At 73.2% G+C, this 13,885-nt stretch carries 12 protein-coding genes; 10 read left to right on the top strand and 2 right to left on the bottom strand.

The window, feature by feature from the left end:
• Positions 1–60: 60 nt before the first annotated feature.
• A complete protein-coding gene (locus tag IE294_RS38820; RefSeq protein WP_189894092.1) occupies positions 61–762 on the bottom strand; it encodes a FadR/GntR family transcriptional regulator in 702 nt (233 codons plus the stop codon).
• Positions 763–926: 164 nt separating this feature from the next.
• Here IE294_RS38820 and IE294_RS38815 point away from each other — a divergent pair, with 164 nt between their 5' ends.
• From IE294_RS38815 to IE294_RS38780, 8 genes are read left to right on the top strand one after another with little or no spacing between them, the layout of a single operon-like run.
• Positions 927–1,991, top strand: a complete 1,065-nt coding sequence (locus IE294_RS38815) for a sugar ABC transporter substrate-binding protein (protein ID WP_189894091.1) — start codon at positions 927–929, stop codon at positions 1,989–1,991.
• A 41-nt stretch (positions 1,992–2,032) separates the two neighbouring features.
• Positions 2,033–3,541: a sugar ABC transporter ATP-binding protein gene (locus IE294_RS38810; protein WP_189894090.1), complete on the top strand. Its 1,509-nt coding sequence runs from the start codon at positions 2,033–2,035 to the stop codon at positions 3,539–3,541.
• Positions 3,534–4,559 carry an ABC transporter permease gene (locus IE294_RS38805; protein WP_189894089.1) on the top strand — a complete coding sequence of 342 codons (1,026 nt, stop codon included), beginning with the start codon at positions 3,534–3,536 and terminating at the stop codon, positions 4,557–4,559. The genes IE294_RS38810 and IE294_RS38805 overlap by 8 nt, the downstream gene beginning before the upstream one ends.
• 35 nt (positions 4,560–4,594) lie before the next feature.
• Positions 4,595–5,935: an L-fuconate dehydratase gene (locus IE294_RS38800; RefSeq protein WP_189894088.1), complete on the top strand. Its 1,341-nt coding sequence runs from the start codon at positions 4,595–4,597 to the stop codon at positions 5,933–5,935.
• Complete coding sequence (locus IE294_RS38795; protein ID WP_189894087.1) at positions 5,932–6,705, top strand: SDR family NAD(P)-dependent oxidoreductase; 774 nt, start codon at positions 5,932–5,934, stop codon at positions 6,703–6,705. Before IE294_RS38800 ends, IE294_RS38795 begins: the two co-directional genes overlap by 4 nt.
• A complete protein-coding gene (locus tag IE294_RS38790) occupies positions 6,702–7,670 on the top strand; it encodes an aldo/keto reductase (protein ID WP_189894086.1) in 969 nt (322 codons plus the stop codon). Before IE294_RS38795 ends, IE294_RS38790 begins: the two co-directional genes overlap by 4 nt.
• Entirely contained in the window at positions 7,667–7,981 is a 315-nt protein-coding gene (locus IE294_RS38785; protein ID WP_189894085.1) for an L-rhamnose mutarotase, read from the top strand. Before IE294_RS38790 ends, IE294_RS38785 begins: the two co-directional genes overlap by 4 nt.
• Positions 7,978–8,817, top strand: a complete 840-nt coding sequence (locus tag IE294_RS38780; RefSeq protein WP_189894084.1) for an amidohydrolase family protein — start codon at positions 7,978–7,980, stop codon at positions 8,815–8,817. Before IE294_RS38785 ends, IE294_RS38780 begins: the two co-directional genes overlap by 4 nt.
• Here IE294_RS38780 and IE294_RS38775 read toward each other — a convergent pair.
• Complete coding sequence (locus IE294_RS38775) at positions 8,805–10,226, bottom strand: lipase maturation factor family protein (protein WP_189894083.1); 1,422 nt, start codon at positions 10,224–10,226, stop codon at positions 8,805–8,807. The genes IE294_RS38780 and IE294_RS38775 overlap by 13 nt on opposite strands.
• Positions 10,227–10,353: 127 nt before the next feature.
• On the opposite strand from IE294_RS38775, the gene IE294_RS38770 reads away from it, so the two are divergent.
• Positions 10,354–11,709: a DUF6777 domain-containing protein gene (locus IE294_RS38770; RefSeq protein WP_189894082.1), complete on the top strand. Its 1,356-nt coding sequence runs from the start codon at positions 10,354–10,356 to the stop codon at positions 11,707–11,709.
• Positions 11,710–11,783: 74 nt separating this feature from the next.
• Positions 11,784–13,868: a SpoIIE family protein phosphatase gene (locus IE294_RS38765; protein ID WP_189894081.1), complete on the top strand. Its 2,085-nt coding sequence runs from the start codon at positions 11,784–11,786 to the stop codon at positions 13,866–13,868.
• Positions 13,869–13,885: the final 17 nt, after the last annotated feature.

Raw genomic sequence — 13,885 nt, 5'->3', positions numbered from 1 at the left:
GCGACCGTGCTGGTCGCAGCCATCAACGAGTGGCTGTGACCAGCACTTTCACAACAGACCCTAGCCGCCGAGCTGGGCCCGTAGCCATTCCTCCACCTCGCCCACGTGGGCCGCTGCCGCCGCCCGGGCCGCTTCCGGGTCGTGGGCGGCGAGGGCGCGGTGGATGGCGGCGTGTTCGCGGCGGGTGCGGGCTAAGGCGCCCTCCTCCTGGTAGCCGCGCCAGACGCGGGCGCGGAAGGTGCGGGAGGACAGGCCGTCCAGGATGGCGGCCATGGTCTCGTTGCCGGCGGCGGACGCGATCTCGCGGTGGAAGGCGAGGTCGTGGACGAGGATCTCCTCGGGGTCGTCGGTGGCGTTCATGGCCGCCAGGTGCTTCTCCACGGCGGCCAGTTGGTCGGCGGTGATGCGCGCGGCGGCCAGCGCGGTCGCCGTCGACTCCAGGATCCGGCGCACCTCCAGGAGTTCCACCAGGCGCGGGCCCCGGGACAGGTCGGCGACCACCCCGAAGGTCTCCAGCAGGTCGCCGGCCTCCAGTGCGGTGACGTAGATGCCGGACCCGTGCCGTGCCTCCAGGACGCCCATGACCGTCAGGGCGCGGATCGCCTCCCGCATCGAGCTGCGCGAGATGCCCAGCTGAGCAGCGAGTTCCCGCTCGGTGGGCAGCCGCTGGCCCGGCTCCAGCCGGCCCTCGGCGATCATCGCCTTGATCTCCTCGATGGCGCGCTGGGTCACCGTGCCCTTCTGCGGGGCTGCCTCGTCCACGCCACTCCTCCAGTCACCGGGTGCGTCGCAGTCTAGCCAGCCGAGTGGTCCGACCACTATGCGTCGGCAGCCGGAATTTTCGCTGCAAGAGGGTGTTCCACCGGCCGAGTGGTCTGATAAGTATGCGGTCGTCTGCTCGAACCCCCTCGACGAGGAGCCGCGAGATGCCCGCCAGCACAGTGACCAAACGCAGCAGGTCCCGGATCACCGGCGCGGCGGCCCTGGCCGTCGGTGCCTCGCTCGTGCTCGCCGCCTGCGGCAGCACCAAGGACACGGCGAGCGCGGGAAGCGGCGGCACCGGCAAGGTCGGCGTGATCCTGCCGCTGCTGACCTCGCCGTTCTGGCAGTCGTACAACGACTACGTGCCCAAGATGGCCAAGTCCGAGGGCGTCGAGGTGCTGAAGACGGTCAACTCCAACAGCGACCCCTCGCAGCAGATCACCGACATCGACAACGAGCTCAACCAGGGCGTCAAGGGACTGGTCGTCGCCCCGCTGGACAGTGCCGCCATCCAGGCCGGACTCGACCAGGCCGAACGCAAGGGCGTGCCGGTCGTCGCCGTGGACGTCGCGCCCGACAAGGGCAAGGTCGCCATGGTGGTGCGTGCCGACAACGTCGCCTACGGCAAGAAGGCCTGCGACTACCTCGGGCAGCACGTGAGCAGCGGCAAGGTCGTGCAGATCATGGGCGACCTGGCCTCGGTCAACGGCCGCGACCGATCCGAGGCGTTCCGGTCCTGCGTGAAGGAGAAGTACCCCAGGCTCAAGGTGCTGGAGATCCCCGCCAAGTGGGAGTCCGACACCGCCGCCGCCAAGCTCGACACCCTCCTCAACGCCAACCCCGACATCAAGGGCATCTACCTCCAGGCGGGCGGTGTCTACCTCGCCCCGACCCTCCAGACCCTGAAGTCGAAGAACATGCTCAAGGCGGCCGGGCAGAAGGGGCACATCGCGATCGTCTCCAACGACGGCATCCCGCAGGAGTACGAGGCCATCCGCAAGGGCCAGATCGACGCGACCGTCTCCCAGCCGGCCGACGCCTACGCCAAGTACGGCCTGTACTACATCAAGGCGGCGATGGAGGGGAAGAAGTTCAAGCCCGGCCCGACCGACCACGACTCCACGATCGTCAAGCTGCCCAGCGGCATCCTGGAGGACCAGCTGCCCGCCCCGCTGGTCACCAAGGACAACGTCGACGACCCCAAGCTGTGGGGCAACACGGTCCGATGAGCCACGGTCCGATAAACCACGGTCCGCAGAGCCACGGTTCGATGAGCACCCCGCCCGTCGACGTCACACCGCTGGTCGAAGCCACGGACATCGTCAAGCGGTACGGTCCCACGGTCGCCCTCGCCGACGGCCGGCTCACCGTGCTGCCCGGCGAGTCCCACGCCCTCGTCGGCCGCAACGGCGCCGGCAAGTCCACCCTGGTGGCCATCCTCACCGGCCTCCAGGCCCCGGACGCGGGCACCGTCCGCTTCGACGGCGAGAGCGCGCCCCCGCTCGCCGACCGGGACGCCTGGCGCCGCAAGGTCGCCTGCGTGTACCAGAAGCCCACCGTCGTACCGGAACTGACGGTCGCGGAGAACCTCTTCCTCAACCGGCAGCCGCGGGCACGGGGGCTGATCAGCTGGCGCCGGCTGCGCACCGAGGCCGCCGACCTCCTCGCCACCTGGGACGTCCACGTCGACCCGGAGGCCCGTACCGCCGAACTCAAGGTCGAGGACCGCCAGATGGTGGAGATCGCCCGCGCGCTGAGCTTCGGTGCCCGGTTCATCGTGCTGGACGAACCCACCGCCCAGCTCGACAACCGGGAGATCGAGCGGCTGTTCAGCCGGATGCGGGCGCTCCAGGACTCCGGGGTGACCTTCCTGTTCATCTCGCACCACCTGCAAGAGGTCTACGAGGTCTGCCAGACGGTCACCGTACTGCGGGACGCCCGCTGGATCACGACGGCCCCCGTCGCCGAGCTGCCCAGGTCGGCCCTGGTGGAGGCCATGGCAGGGGAGTCGATCACCGAGCATGCGCGGTCGCGCGGCACGGTGACCGGCGCCGCCCCGGTCGTGCTCGACGTGCGCGGCCTGACCTCCACCGCGTACGACGGCATCGACCTCACCGTCCGCCGCGGTGAGGTCGTGGGACTCGCCGGGATCAGCGGCAGCGGCAAGATCGAGCTGGCCGAGACCCTCGCCGGACTGCACACCCCGGCCGGCGGATCGGCCCTGCTCGAAGGGGAGCCGCTGCCGTTCGGAGACGTGCGGGCGGCCCTGGACGCGGGCGTCGGCTGTGTGCCCCGCGACCGGCACGAGCAGGGCCTCGTCCCCGGCATGACCGTCGGCGACAACACCACCCTGAGCGTCCTGGACCGGCTCGGCCGCTTCGGTTTCGTCGGCACCGACCGCAGAAGCGGCTTCGCCACCGAGCTGATCGACCGCCTCGACATCCGCACCGAGGGCCCCGGACAGCCCGTCTCCGACCTGTCCGGCGGCAACGCGCAGAAGGTCGTCATGGCCCGCGCCCTGGCCTCCGACCCCCGCCTGCTCGTCCTGATCAACCCGACGGCGGGCGTCGACGTGAAGTCCAAGGAGTCCCTGCTGGCCCGCATGGACAGCGCCCGCGAGGACGGCACGGCCGTGCTCGTCGTCTCCGACGAACTCGACGACCTGCGGCGCTGCGACCGCGTCCTCGTCCTCTTCCACGGCCGCATCGTCGCCGAGCACCCGGCCGGCTGGCGCGACCACGAGCTGATCGCCTCCATCGAAGGAGTGGACCATGGCTGACACCAAGGCCCCGCCGCTCACCTCGCCCCGCCTGCCCGACCAGCGGGCCGCCCGGGCCGTACTGCTCCGCCGTGCCCGCGAACTGGCGCTGGTACCGGCCCTGTTGCTGCTCATGGTGCTGGGCGCGGTGGTCAACGACTCGTTCCTCACCGAACGGAACCTGATCTCGATCCTGGGCGCTTCGGCCGCCCTCGCCATGGTGGTGCTCGCCGAGTCGCTGGTGCTCATCACCGGCAAGTTCGACCTGTCCCTGGAGTCGGTCGTCGGCATCGCGCCCGCCGTCGGGGCGCTCCTCGTCCTGCCCTCGGCGCAGGCCGGCTGGGGCACCGGGTTCCCGGCGCCGGTCGCCCTGCTGGCGATCCTCGTCGTGGGCGCGGCCGTCGGCGCCTTCAACGGCGTCCTGGTCGTGAAGTTCAAGCTCAACGCGTTCATCGTGACCCTCGCGATGCTCATCGTGCTGCGCGGGCTGCTGGTCGGCGCCACCAAGGGCAAGACCCTGTTCGGCATGCCCGACAGCTTCTCCTCGCTGGCCACCACCACCTTCCTCAACGTCCCGATGTCGGTGTGGCTGGCCGCCGTCGCCTTCGCCGTCACCGGAGGCGTGCTGAAGTACCACCGGGTCGGCCGCGCGCTGTACGCCATCGGCGGCAACGCGGAAGCCGCCCGTGCCGCGGGCATCCGCGTGGAGCGCGTGATGCTCGGGGTGTTCGTCGTCGCCGGTGTCCTCGCCTCCGTCGGCGGCATCATGCAGACCGGCTACGTCGGCGCGATCAGCGCCAACCAGGGCCAGAACATGATCTTCACCGTGTTCGCGGCGGCGGTGATCGGCGGCATCAGCCTGGACGGCGGCAAGGGCACCATGTTCGGCGCCCTGACCGGCGTCCTCCTCCTGGGCGTCGTGCAGAACCTGCTCACCCTCGCCCAGGTGCCGTCGTTCTGGATCCAGGCCATCTACGGCGGGATCATCCTCGTCGCCCTGATGATCGCCCGTGTCACCACGGGCCGCGCCCAGGACTGATGGTCCGTCACCTTCCCCCGGCAGAAAGGACATCCGTGTCCGACGCTCCCGCCCGCGTCATCGCGGTCGACACCCACGACATCCGCTTCCCCACCTCGCGCGAGCTGGACGGCTCCGACGCGATGAACCCGGACCCCGACTACTCGGCGGCCTACGTCGTCCTGCGCACCGACGCCGCCGACGGCCTGGAGGGACACGGATTCACCTTCACCATCGGGCGGGGCAACGACGTCCAGGTCGCCGCGATCGACGCGCTGCGGGGCCATGTGCTGGGCCGCGACGTCGAGGAACTGTGCGCCGACCCCGGCTCGCTCTTCCGGGACCTGATCGCCGACAGCCAGCTGCGCTGGCTCGGCCCCGAGAAGGGCGTGATGCACATGGCGATCGGGGCCGTCGTCAACGCCGCCTGGGACCTCGCCGCCCGGCGGGCCGGCAAGCCCCTGTGGCAGCTGCTCGCCGACGCCGAGCCCGAGTGGCTGGTCCGGCAGATCGACTTCCGCTACATCACCGACGCCCTCACCCCCGAGGAGGCCCTCGACCTGCTCAGGCGCGGCCGGGCGGGAGCCGAGGAGCGCCGGGCCCGGCTCCTGGAGCGCGGCTTCCCCGCCTACACCACCTCCCCGGGCTGGCTCGGCTACGACGACGACAAGCTCGGCCGGCTCGCCACCCAGGCCGTCGCCGACGGCTTCCGGCAGATCAAGCTGAAGGTCGGCGCCGACCTCGACGACGACATCCGCCGCTGCCGGGTGGCCCGCGCCGTCGTCGGACCGGAGATCCGCCTGGCGATCGACGCCAACCAGCGCTGGAACGTGGACGAGGCGATCCGCTGGACCAACGCCCTGGCCGAGTTCGGCCCGTACTGGATCGAGGAGCCCACCAGCCCCGACGACGTCCTCGGCCACGCCGCCATCCGCCGCGCGGTCGGCCCCGTGAAGGTCGCCACCGGCGAACACGTGCAGAACCGCGTCGTGTTCAAGCAGATGCTCCAGGCCGGCGCCCTCGACATCGTGCAGATCGACGCGGCCCGCGTCGGCGGGGTCAACGAGAACCTCGCCATCCTGCTCCTCGCCGCCAAGTTCGGCGTCCCCGTCTGCCCGCACGCCGGCGGCGTCGGCCTGTGCGAACTCGTCCAGCACCTGTCGATGTTCGACTACCTGGCCGTCTCCGGCAGCACCGAGGACCGGGTCATCGAGTACGTCGACCACCTCCACGAGCACTTCGTCACCCCGGTCGTCATCCGCGACGGCCACTACACGGCACCCACCGCGCCCGGCTTCTCCGCCGCGATGCGCCCGGAGTCCCTCGCGCGGTACACGTTCCCCGGCGGCACCTACTGGGCCGCCGACCCCGACACCCAGAAGGGACAGGCCGCATGAGCGACTTCGCGGGACTGAGGGCCCTGGTGACCGGCGGAGCGTCCGGCATCGGCCGCGCCACCGCCGACCTCCTCGCCGCCCGCGGCGCCCAGGTCGCGGTCCTCGACCTGGACCCGTCCGCGGTCGAGAAGCCCCTCATCGGGCTGCGCGCCGACGTCACCGACGACGCCTCGGTGCGTACGGCCGTCCAGGACGCCGCCGAGGCACTGGGCGGGCTGGACATCCTGGTGAACAACGCGGGCATCGGCGCCCAGGGCACCGTCGAGGACAACGACGACGCCGAGTGGCGGCACGTCTTCGACGTCAACGTCCTCGGCATGGTCCGCACCGCCCGCGCCTGCCTGCCGTACCTGCGCCGCACCGCCACTGCCCGTCCGGGCACCGCGGCGATCGTCAACACCTGCTCCATCGCGGCCACCGCCGGCCTGCCGCAGCGCGCCCTGTACAGCGCGACCAAGGGCGCCGTGTACTCCCTGACCCTCGCCATGGCCGCCGACCACGTCCGCGAGGGCATCCGCGTCAACTGCGTCAACCCCGGTACGGCGGACACCCCGTGGATCGGCCGGCTGCTGGACGCGGCCGGGGACCCGGCCGCCGAACGCGCCGCCCTGGAGGCCAGGCAGCCCACCGGGCGGCTGGTCTCCGCCGCCGAAGTCGCGGGCGCCATCGCCTACCTGGCGAGCCCCCTCTCCGGCGCCACCACCGGCACCGCCCTCGCCGTCGACGGCGGCATGCAGGGACTCAGGCTGCGTCCGGCGGCGGACCGGTGACCCGCCTGGGCCGCGGCGGCGCCGAGGTCACCTCCCTGGGCCTCGGCGCCGCCGCCCTCGGCAACCTGTACACCCCGGTCGGCGACGAGCAGGCGCACGCGGCCGTGCGGGCGGCCTGGGAGCGCGGCATCCGCTACTTCGACACCGCCCCCCACTACGGCCTCGGCCTGTCCGAACGCCGCCTGGGCGCGGCCCTGCGGGAGTACGACCGCGCCGACTACACGGTCTCCACCAAGGTCGGCCGCCGCCTGGAGCCGGCCGACGGCACCGGCGACGACCTGGCCAACGGCTTCGCCGTACCCGCCGCCCACCGCCGCGTCTGGGACTTCACCGCCGACGGCGTCCGCCGCACCCTGGAGGCGAGCCTGCAACGCCTCGGCCTCGACCGGGTCGACATCGTCTACCTCCACGACCCCGACGACCACGCCGAAGCGGCCTTCCGCGAGGGCTACCCGGCGCTGGAGAAGCTCCGCGCCGAGGGCGTGGTGGGCGCCATCGGGGCGGGCATGAACCAGGCGGAGATGCTGGCCCGGTTCGTCCGTGACACGGACGTCGACGTGGTGCTCTGCGCGGGCCGGTACACCCTCCTCGACCAGAGCGCGGCCACCGAGCTGCTGCCCGAGGCCGTACGACGGGGCGTGTCCGTGGTCATCGGCGGCGCCTTCAACTCCGGCCTGCTGGCGGACCCGGCCCGCCACCCGACGTACAACTACGCCCAGGCGCCCCGGGAGTTGCTGGACCGGGCGCTGCGGATCCAGGCGGTCGCCGAGCGCCACGGCACCACCCTGCGCGCCGCCGCCCTGGCCTTCTGCTCCGCCCACCCGGCCGTGGCGAGCGTCCTGGCCGGCGCCCGCTCGGCGGCCGAAGTCCACGACTGCGCCGACCAGTTCGCGAGACCGGTGCCGGACGCCTTCTGGCGGGAACTGCGCGCGACCGGCCTGCTGCCCCCGGAGGCACCGTCATGAGGGTCGCCCTGCACACCAAGGTCCGCGCGGACCGGATCGAGGAGTACGAGGCCGCCCACCGCGCGGTCCCGCAGGACCTCACCGACGCCATCCGCGCCGCGGGGGCCACCTCCTGGACCATCTGGCGGTCGGGGACCGACCTCTTCCACGTCCTGGAGTGCGCCGACTACGCCCGTCTGCTCGCCGAGCTGGAACGGCTCCCGGTCAACGCGGCCTGGCAGACCCGGATGGCGGACCTGCTGGACGTGGCGCACGACTACTCGCCCGAGGGCACGGCCGCCACCCTGCCCGTCGTATGGGAGCTGCCATGAGCGTCGACGCCCACCACCACGTCTGGGACCTGACCGTCCGCGACCAGGACTGGATCCGGGGACCCGAACTCCAGCCGCTGCGCCGGAACTTCACCGTCGCCGACCTGGAACCCGAGGCCCGAGCCGCCGGGGTCGACCGGACCGTCCTCGTCCAGACGGTCACCGTGCCCGAGGAGACCCCCGAGTTCCTCGCCCTCGCCGCCGCCCACGACCTGATCGCCGGGGTCGTCGGCTGGACCGACCTCACCCGCCCCGGCGTCGCCGACGAGCTGGCCCGGCTGCGCGCGCTCCCCGGCGGCTCCTACCTGAAGGGCATCCGGCACCAGGTGCAGGGCGAACCCGACCCCGAGTGGCTGCTGCGGCCCGACGTCCTGCGCGGCCTGGCCGCCGTGGCCGACGCCGGCCTGGTCTACGACCTGGTGGTCCAGCCCCACCAGCTCCCGGCCTGCGCGGCGGCGGCCAGGTCCCTGCCACAGCTCACCTTCGTCCTCGACCACCTGGGCAAGCCGCCCATCGCCTCCGGGGACCGCGCGTCCTGGGCCGCCGCCCTGCGCGCCCTCGCCGCCCTCCCCAACACCGTCGCCAAACTCTCCGGCCTGGTCACCGAGGCCGGCCCGGACACCCGGAACCCCGCCGGTCTGCGCCCGTACGTCGACACCGCCCTGGACGCCTTCGGCCCCGCCCGGCTGATGACCGGCTCCGACTGGCCGGTGTGCACCCTGGCCATGAGCTACACCGACGTCCACGCGCTCACCCGGGAGGTGACGGCCGGGCTCGGCGAGGCGGAGCGCACGGCGCTGTTCGAGACCACCGCGACCCGCGTCTACGACCTCTGAACCGCGCCCGCGAGCCGTGTCGGCGGCAGGTACTCCCGCACGAACGTCCGCTCCCAGCACGCCCCCGTCTCCCGCAGCTCCGCCCAGGTCGTGTACCGGTACCGGAACAGCCGGGCCCGGACGTAGCGCGGCGGGGTGTCCGGCGGGAACGGGGAGCGGCGCAGCAGCCGCAGCGTGTCCCGGTCGTTCTCCAGCAGGCGTTCCACCAGGCCGCCGAACCACTCCCCGGCATAGGCCGGCGACAGCGCCGCGAACCACATCAGCCAGTCCAGGCGCAGGTGGTAGGGGGCGAACTGGCGCGGCCAGCGGCGGGGATCGCCGGGCTTGCCCTTGAAGGCGTACTCCCGCCAGTCCGAGTCCGGGTGCGGGGTGTCGTCCAGCGTGCCCTCGACCACCACCTCGTAGCGGACCCGGCTGACGCTGCCGAACGCACCGTAGGTGTTCACCAGGTGCAGCGGGTCGAAGGAGCGGTTCATCACCTGGCGGCGGGAGACCATGTTCACCACCGGGCGGTGGCTCAGGAAGAGCAACAGCGCGCCGACCGCGAGCACCAGCACCTCGTACCACAGCGGTGCCGGGGGCACCGACGGCGCGGTCGCCGGCAGCCGGAGCGCGGACAGCGCCAGCACGATGGTGATCCAGTTCAGCCAGGAGAAGTTGCCGGAGAGCACCAGCCACAGCTGGGTGACGATCATCAGCGCGGCGGCGGCCGAGGCGATCGGCTGCGGGGTGAACAGCAGGACCGGTACGACGAGCTGGGTGACGTGGTTGGCGGCCACCTCCACCCGGTGCAGCGGCTTCGGCAGACGGTGGAAGAACCAGCTCAGCGGGCCCGGCATCGGCTGGGTCTCGTGGTGGTAGTCCAGACAGGTCAGCCGCCGCCAGCAGGCGTCGCCCCGCATCTTGATCAGCCCGGCGCCGAACTCCACCCGGAACAGGATCCAGCGCAGCAGGAACAGCACGACGACCGGCGGCGCCACCTCGCCGTTGCCGAGGAACGCGGCCAGGAAACCCGTCTCCAGCAGCAGCGACTCCCAGCCGAACGCGTACCACGTCTGGCCCACGTTGACGATGGACAGGTACAGCGCCCACGGCACCAGCCACAGCAGGATCCCGGCCCACAGCGGCAGCAGCGAGTCCGCCCCGGCCAGCAGGGCCGCCGACACCGCGCAGCCCGTCCAGGCACAGGCCGCGAAGAAGCCGTCGGAGTAGTGCAGGTGGAACAGGCTCGGGGCGTGCCGGAACCGCACCCGGGTCAGATGGCGGGGGATCGGCAGCATCCCGCGCTCGCCCAGCAGGGCCCGGAACTGGAGGGCCGCCGTCAGGAACGCGACCAGGTACACGGCGGCCAGGGCCCGCTGGAAGACCAGCCGGCTCAGCCAGTAGTCGGGTGCGGTGAACCAGTCCACGGCTGTGCGCGCCCTCCTGTGCGGCGAACCCGGCGCCGCTGTCGTCACGGCGTTCCCCGAGTTGCCAGCCAAACCTGAGCGATGCCAACAATAGGGCGTAATCACCCACAGTGATGCGGAGTGTGCGGTGCGGATACCCACCCGATCCATCGTCGCGGCCTGGGCGCTCTCGGTGGCGCTCCTCGCCGCGGGCTGCGCGGGCGCCGGTGTCAAGCAGACCAAGGCCGGTGAACTGGTCGTCCTGGAGGCCGCCACCGACCGGGGGCCCGACCCCTTCACCGACCCCACGGACACCGGAACCCCCCGGCCGGAGTCCCCCCGGGGCACCGCCAGGGTCCCGCCCGGCGAAGTCGAGGCACCCCTGCGCGCGGCCCGTACCGTGTCCGGTGCCACGCCCGGCCTGTACCGGGGCACCCCGCACGTCGCCGCCTGTGACGTCGAGCGGCACATCGGCCGGCTGGTGGCGGACGAGGCCAAGGCCGACGCCTTCGCGCAGGCGGCCGGCGTCACCCGGTCGGCGCTCCCCGGCTATCTGCGCGGCCTGACCCCGGTCGTCCTGGGCGGTGACACCCGTGTCACCAACCACGCCTACCGCGACGGCCGGGCGGCCCGCTACCAGGCCGTGCTCCAGGCCGGCACCGCCGTCCTCGTCGACGACCGGGGCCTGCCCCGGGTGCGCTGCGCCTGCGGCAACCCGCTCAAGCCGCCCGCGCCGACCCGCGGCGGTGCCGGGGCCCGCGGTACCCCCTGGGCCGGCTACCAGCCGAACCAGGTGATCGTGGTGGCCCCGGCGCCCCGGGCCGTCACCAGCATCACGATCATGGACGCCGCGACCCGTACCTGGATCGAGCGCCGGGTCGGCCCCGACGTCCGCCGGGACCGGATCGTGGCCCCGCCCGCGAGTGCCGCCGCCAGCCCGGTCCCGTCCGGTCCGGCGGACGCGGGACCCTCGGTCACCGGGCGGCCCAGCCCGCGCGAGAGCGGCCCGGCCGCGTCGACGTCCCCGTCCGGTACACCGCCGTCCCCGTCCGGCTCAGCGGTGCCGGACGGCCGGGGCGATCGCCCGGACGGTGCCAGCGGGCTCGCGGACCGGAACACCGGGACGACGGCGCAGGAGCCGCCGCCCGCCGAGGACGCCCCCGATCCCGATCCCGTTCCCGATCCGGCCCGCGATCTCTCCCTCGACCTCTCCGTGGACCCCTCGGACCCGGGTGCCTCCGATCCGGACGGCCTTGTTCCGAGGGCCCCCGATCCGGGCGCCGCCGATTCGGGCACCTCCGCTCCGGACGCCTCTGCTCCAGGCGACTCAGAGCTGACCCTCACCGCCCCGGACACCTCCGCCGGCACCAGCCCGTCCACCCTTCCCGAGATCCCCGGCCTCCCCGACGGCGGCGGCCCGATCCCGGACGCCCCGCCCGCCGCCCGGTCCGGCACGGCGCCCGGCACCGCCCCCGCCCGCCCCTCGGACGAGCCCGGCGGCTGAGCACGGGCCCGGTGCCCGCCGGGCCCGTCGCCGATCAAGTCGAAGAATCGGCCGGTTCCTGGCAAGGTGGCCCCATGGCCGATCGGGGAGCGAGCGCCCCGTCACTCCCGGAGGACTGGCCCGCACACCCGGACCCGATCCTCGCGCTCAACCGCATGGGCAGCTTCGACTGGGACCTGGACGCCGGTCTGTTCCACATGGACGCCCAGGCCCTCGCGGTGTTCGACCTGCTGCCCGAGGAGTACGACGGGCGCCCGCAGACCCTGGCCGTCCGGGTGCCGCCGCCGGAGGCCGCCCGGCTCGACTCGGTGGTCGCCCGCGCGATCAAGGACGGCAGCGAGAACTACGGCGCCTACTTCCGCATCCGCTGCCGTGACGGCGCCATGCGCTGGACGCACACGCAGGGCTACATCCGGCGCGACGGCACGGGCCGTCCGCGCCGGGTCGTCGGCATCGTCCGCGACGCCACCGAGGAACTCGCCGACAGCGCGGCCCGCAGCCTCCGGGCCGCCCAGGACGAGGCGTTCCGGCAGCAGACCAGCGTCGTCCAGGTCACCTCCGCCGCGCTCGCCCACGCCCGCAGCGTCCAGGACGTCATCGACGTCCTCAAGGACACCCACGGCATCCGTCACCTCGGCGCGGCCAGCCTGGTGATGGGCCTGGTGGAGGCGGGCCGGATCCGGCTGGTGGCCGAGGGACCCGTGGGCGCCTCCGTCCCCGGGACCCGCATCACCCGGATCGACGAGCCGTACCCGATGAGCGAGGTCGTCCGCACGCTCGGCCCCCGGTTCATCGAATCGCCCGAGGAGTTCGCCGAGGGCTACCCGATCCTCTGGCCGCACCTCACCGACCTGCACATCACCTCGGCCGCCTACCTGCCCCTGATCGCCCAGGCCCGCCCGATCGGCGCGATGGGCCTGCTCTACGACGACCGGCGCGGCTTCTCCGCCGAGGAGCGCGCCGTCCTCGTCGCGCTGGGCAGCAGCATCGCCCAGAGCCTCATGCGGGCCATGCTCTACGAACAGGAGAAGGACCTCGCCCAGGGCCTCCAGCAGGCCATGCTGCCCCGCACCATCCCCGGCGTCCCCGGCGCCGATGTCGCGGTCCGCTACCGCTCGGCGGCGCTGGGCCGGGACATCGGCGGCGACTGGTACGACCTCATCCCGCTGCCCGGAGACCGGGTCGGCGCGGTCATCGGGGACGTCCAGGGCCACGACACGCACGCGGCGGCCGTCATGGGCCAGCTGCGCATCGTGCTGCGCGCCTACGCCGCCGAGGGCCACCCCCCGGCCACCGTGATGGCCCGCGCCTCCGTCTTCCTGCACGAACTGGACACCGACCGCTTCGCCACCTGCCTGTACGCCGAGGCGGACCTGTCCACCGGAGTCGTCCAGGTGGTCCGCGCCGGGCACATCGACCCACTGGTGCGGCACGGTGACGGCAGCTGTGCCCGGGTCGGCGTCGAGGGCGGGCTGCCGCTCGGCCTGTCCGCCGAGTTCGGGCGGCTGGAGTATCCCGTCGCCACCCTCGAACTCGATCCCGGCCACACCCTGCTGCTGTGCACCGACGGGCTGGTCGAACAGCCCGGCGCCGATCTGGACGACGGCATGCGCGGCCTGGTGGACCTCGTCCGCGACGGCCCCCGCGAGGTGTGCGACCTCGCCGACCGGCTGATCCGGCTCGCCGAGGAGCGGGGCGGCGACGACGACGTGGCGCTGCTCCTGCTGCGGCGCCGCGGCCGGGAGGTCACGTGGGCCGGCGGCCGGCTCCGGCAGCAGGTGGCGCCCGGCGACCCCGAGGCCCTCACCCGGGCCAGGCACATGATCCGGGCCGCGGTCCGCGCCTGGGGCGCCCACGGCCTCGCCGACGAGATCGAGCTGGTCGCCGGCGAGCTGATCACCAACGCGCTGATGCACACCGAGGGCTGCGCGACCGTCACCCTGCGGGCCCTGGACGGCGGCGACCGCAGGCTGCGCGTCGAGGTCGAGGACGGCTCCAGTGCCCTGCCACGGCGCCGCGACGCGGGGGAGGTCGGTGTCTCCGGGCGCGGCCTGGTCCTCGTGGAACGGCTCTCCGACAGCTGGGGCGTCCAGGCGCGGGGCGGCGGCAAGGCGGTGTGGTGCGAGTTCCGGGTGCCCCGGCCACCGGTCCGGGCGTGACGGCAGGGGCGTTGTCG

Origin of the sequence: Streptomyces canarius, from assembly GCF_014650735.1 — a bacterium.
Taxonomy (GTDB): Bacteria; Actinomycetota; Actinomycetes; order Streptomycetales; family Streptomycetaceae; genus Streptomyces; species Streptomyces olivaceoviridis.
Note: the sequence above shows the minus strand (reverse complement) of the source record. Positions and strands in the feature narration are given on the sequence as shown.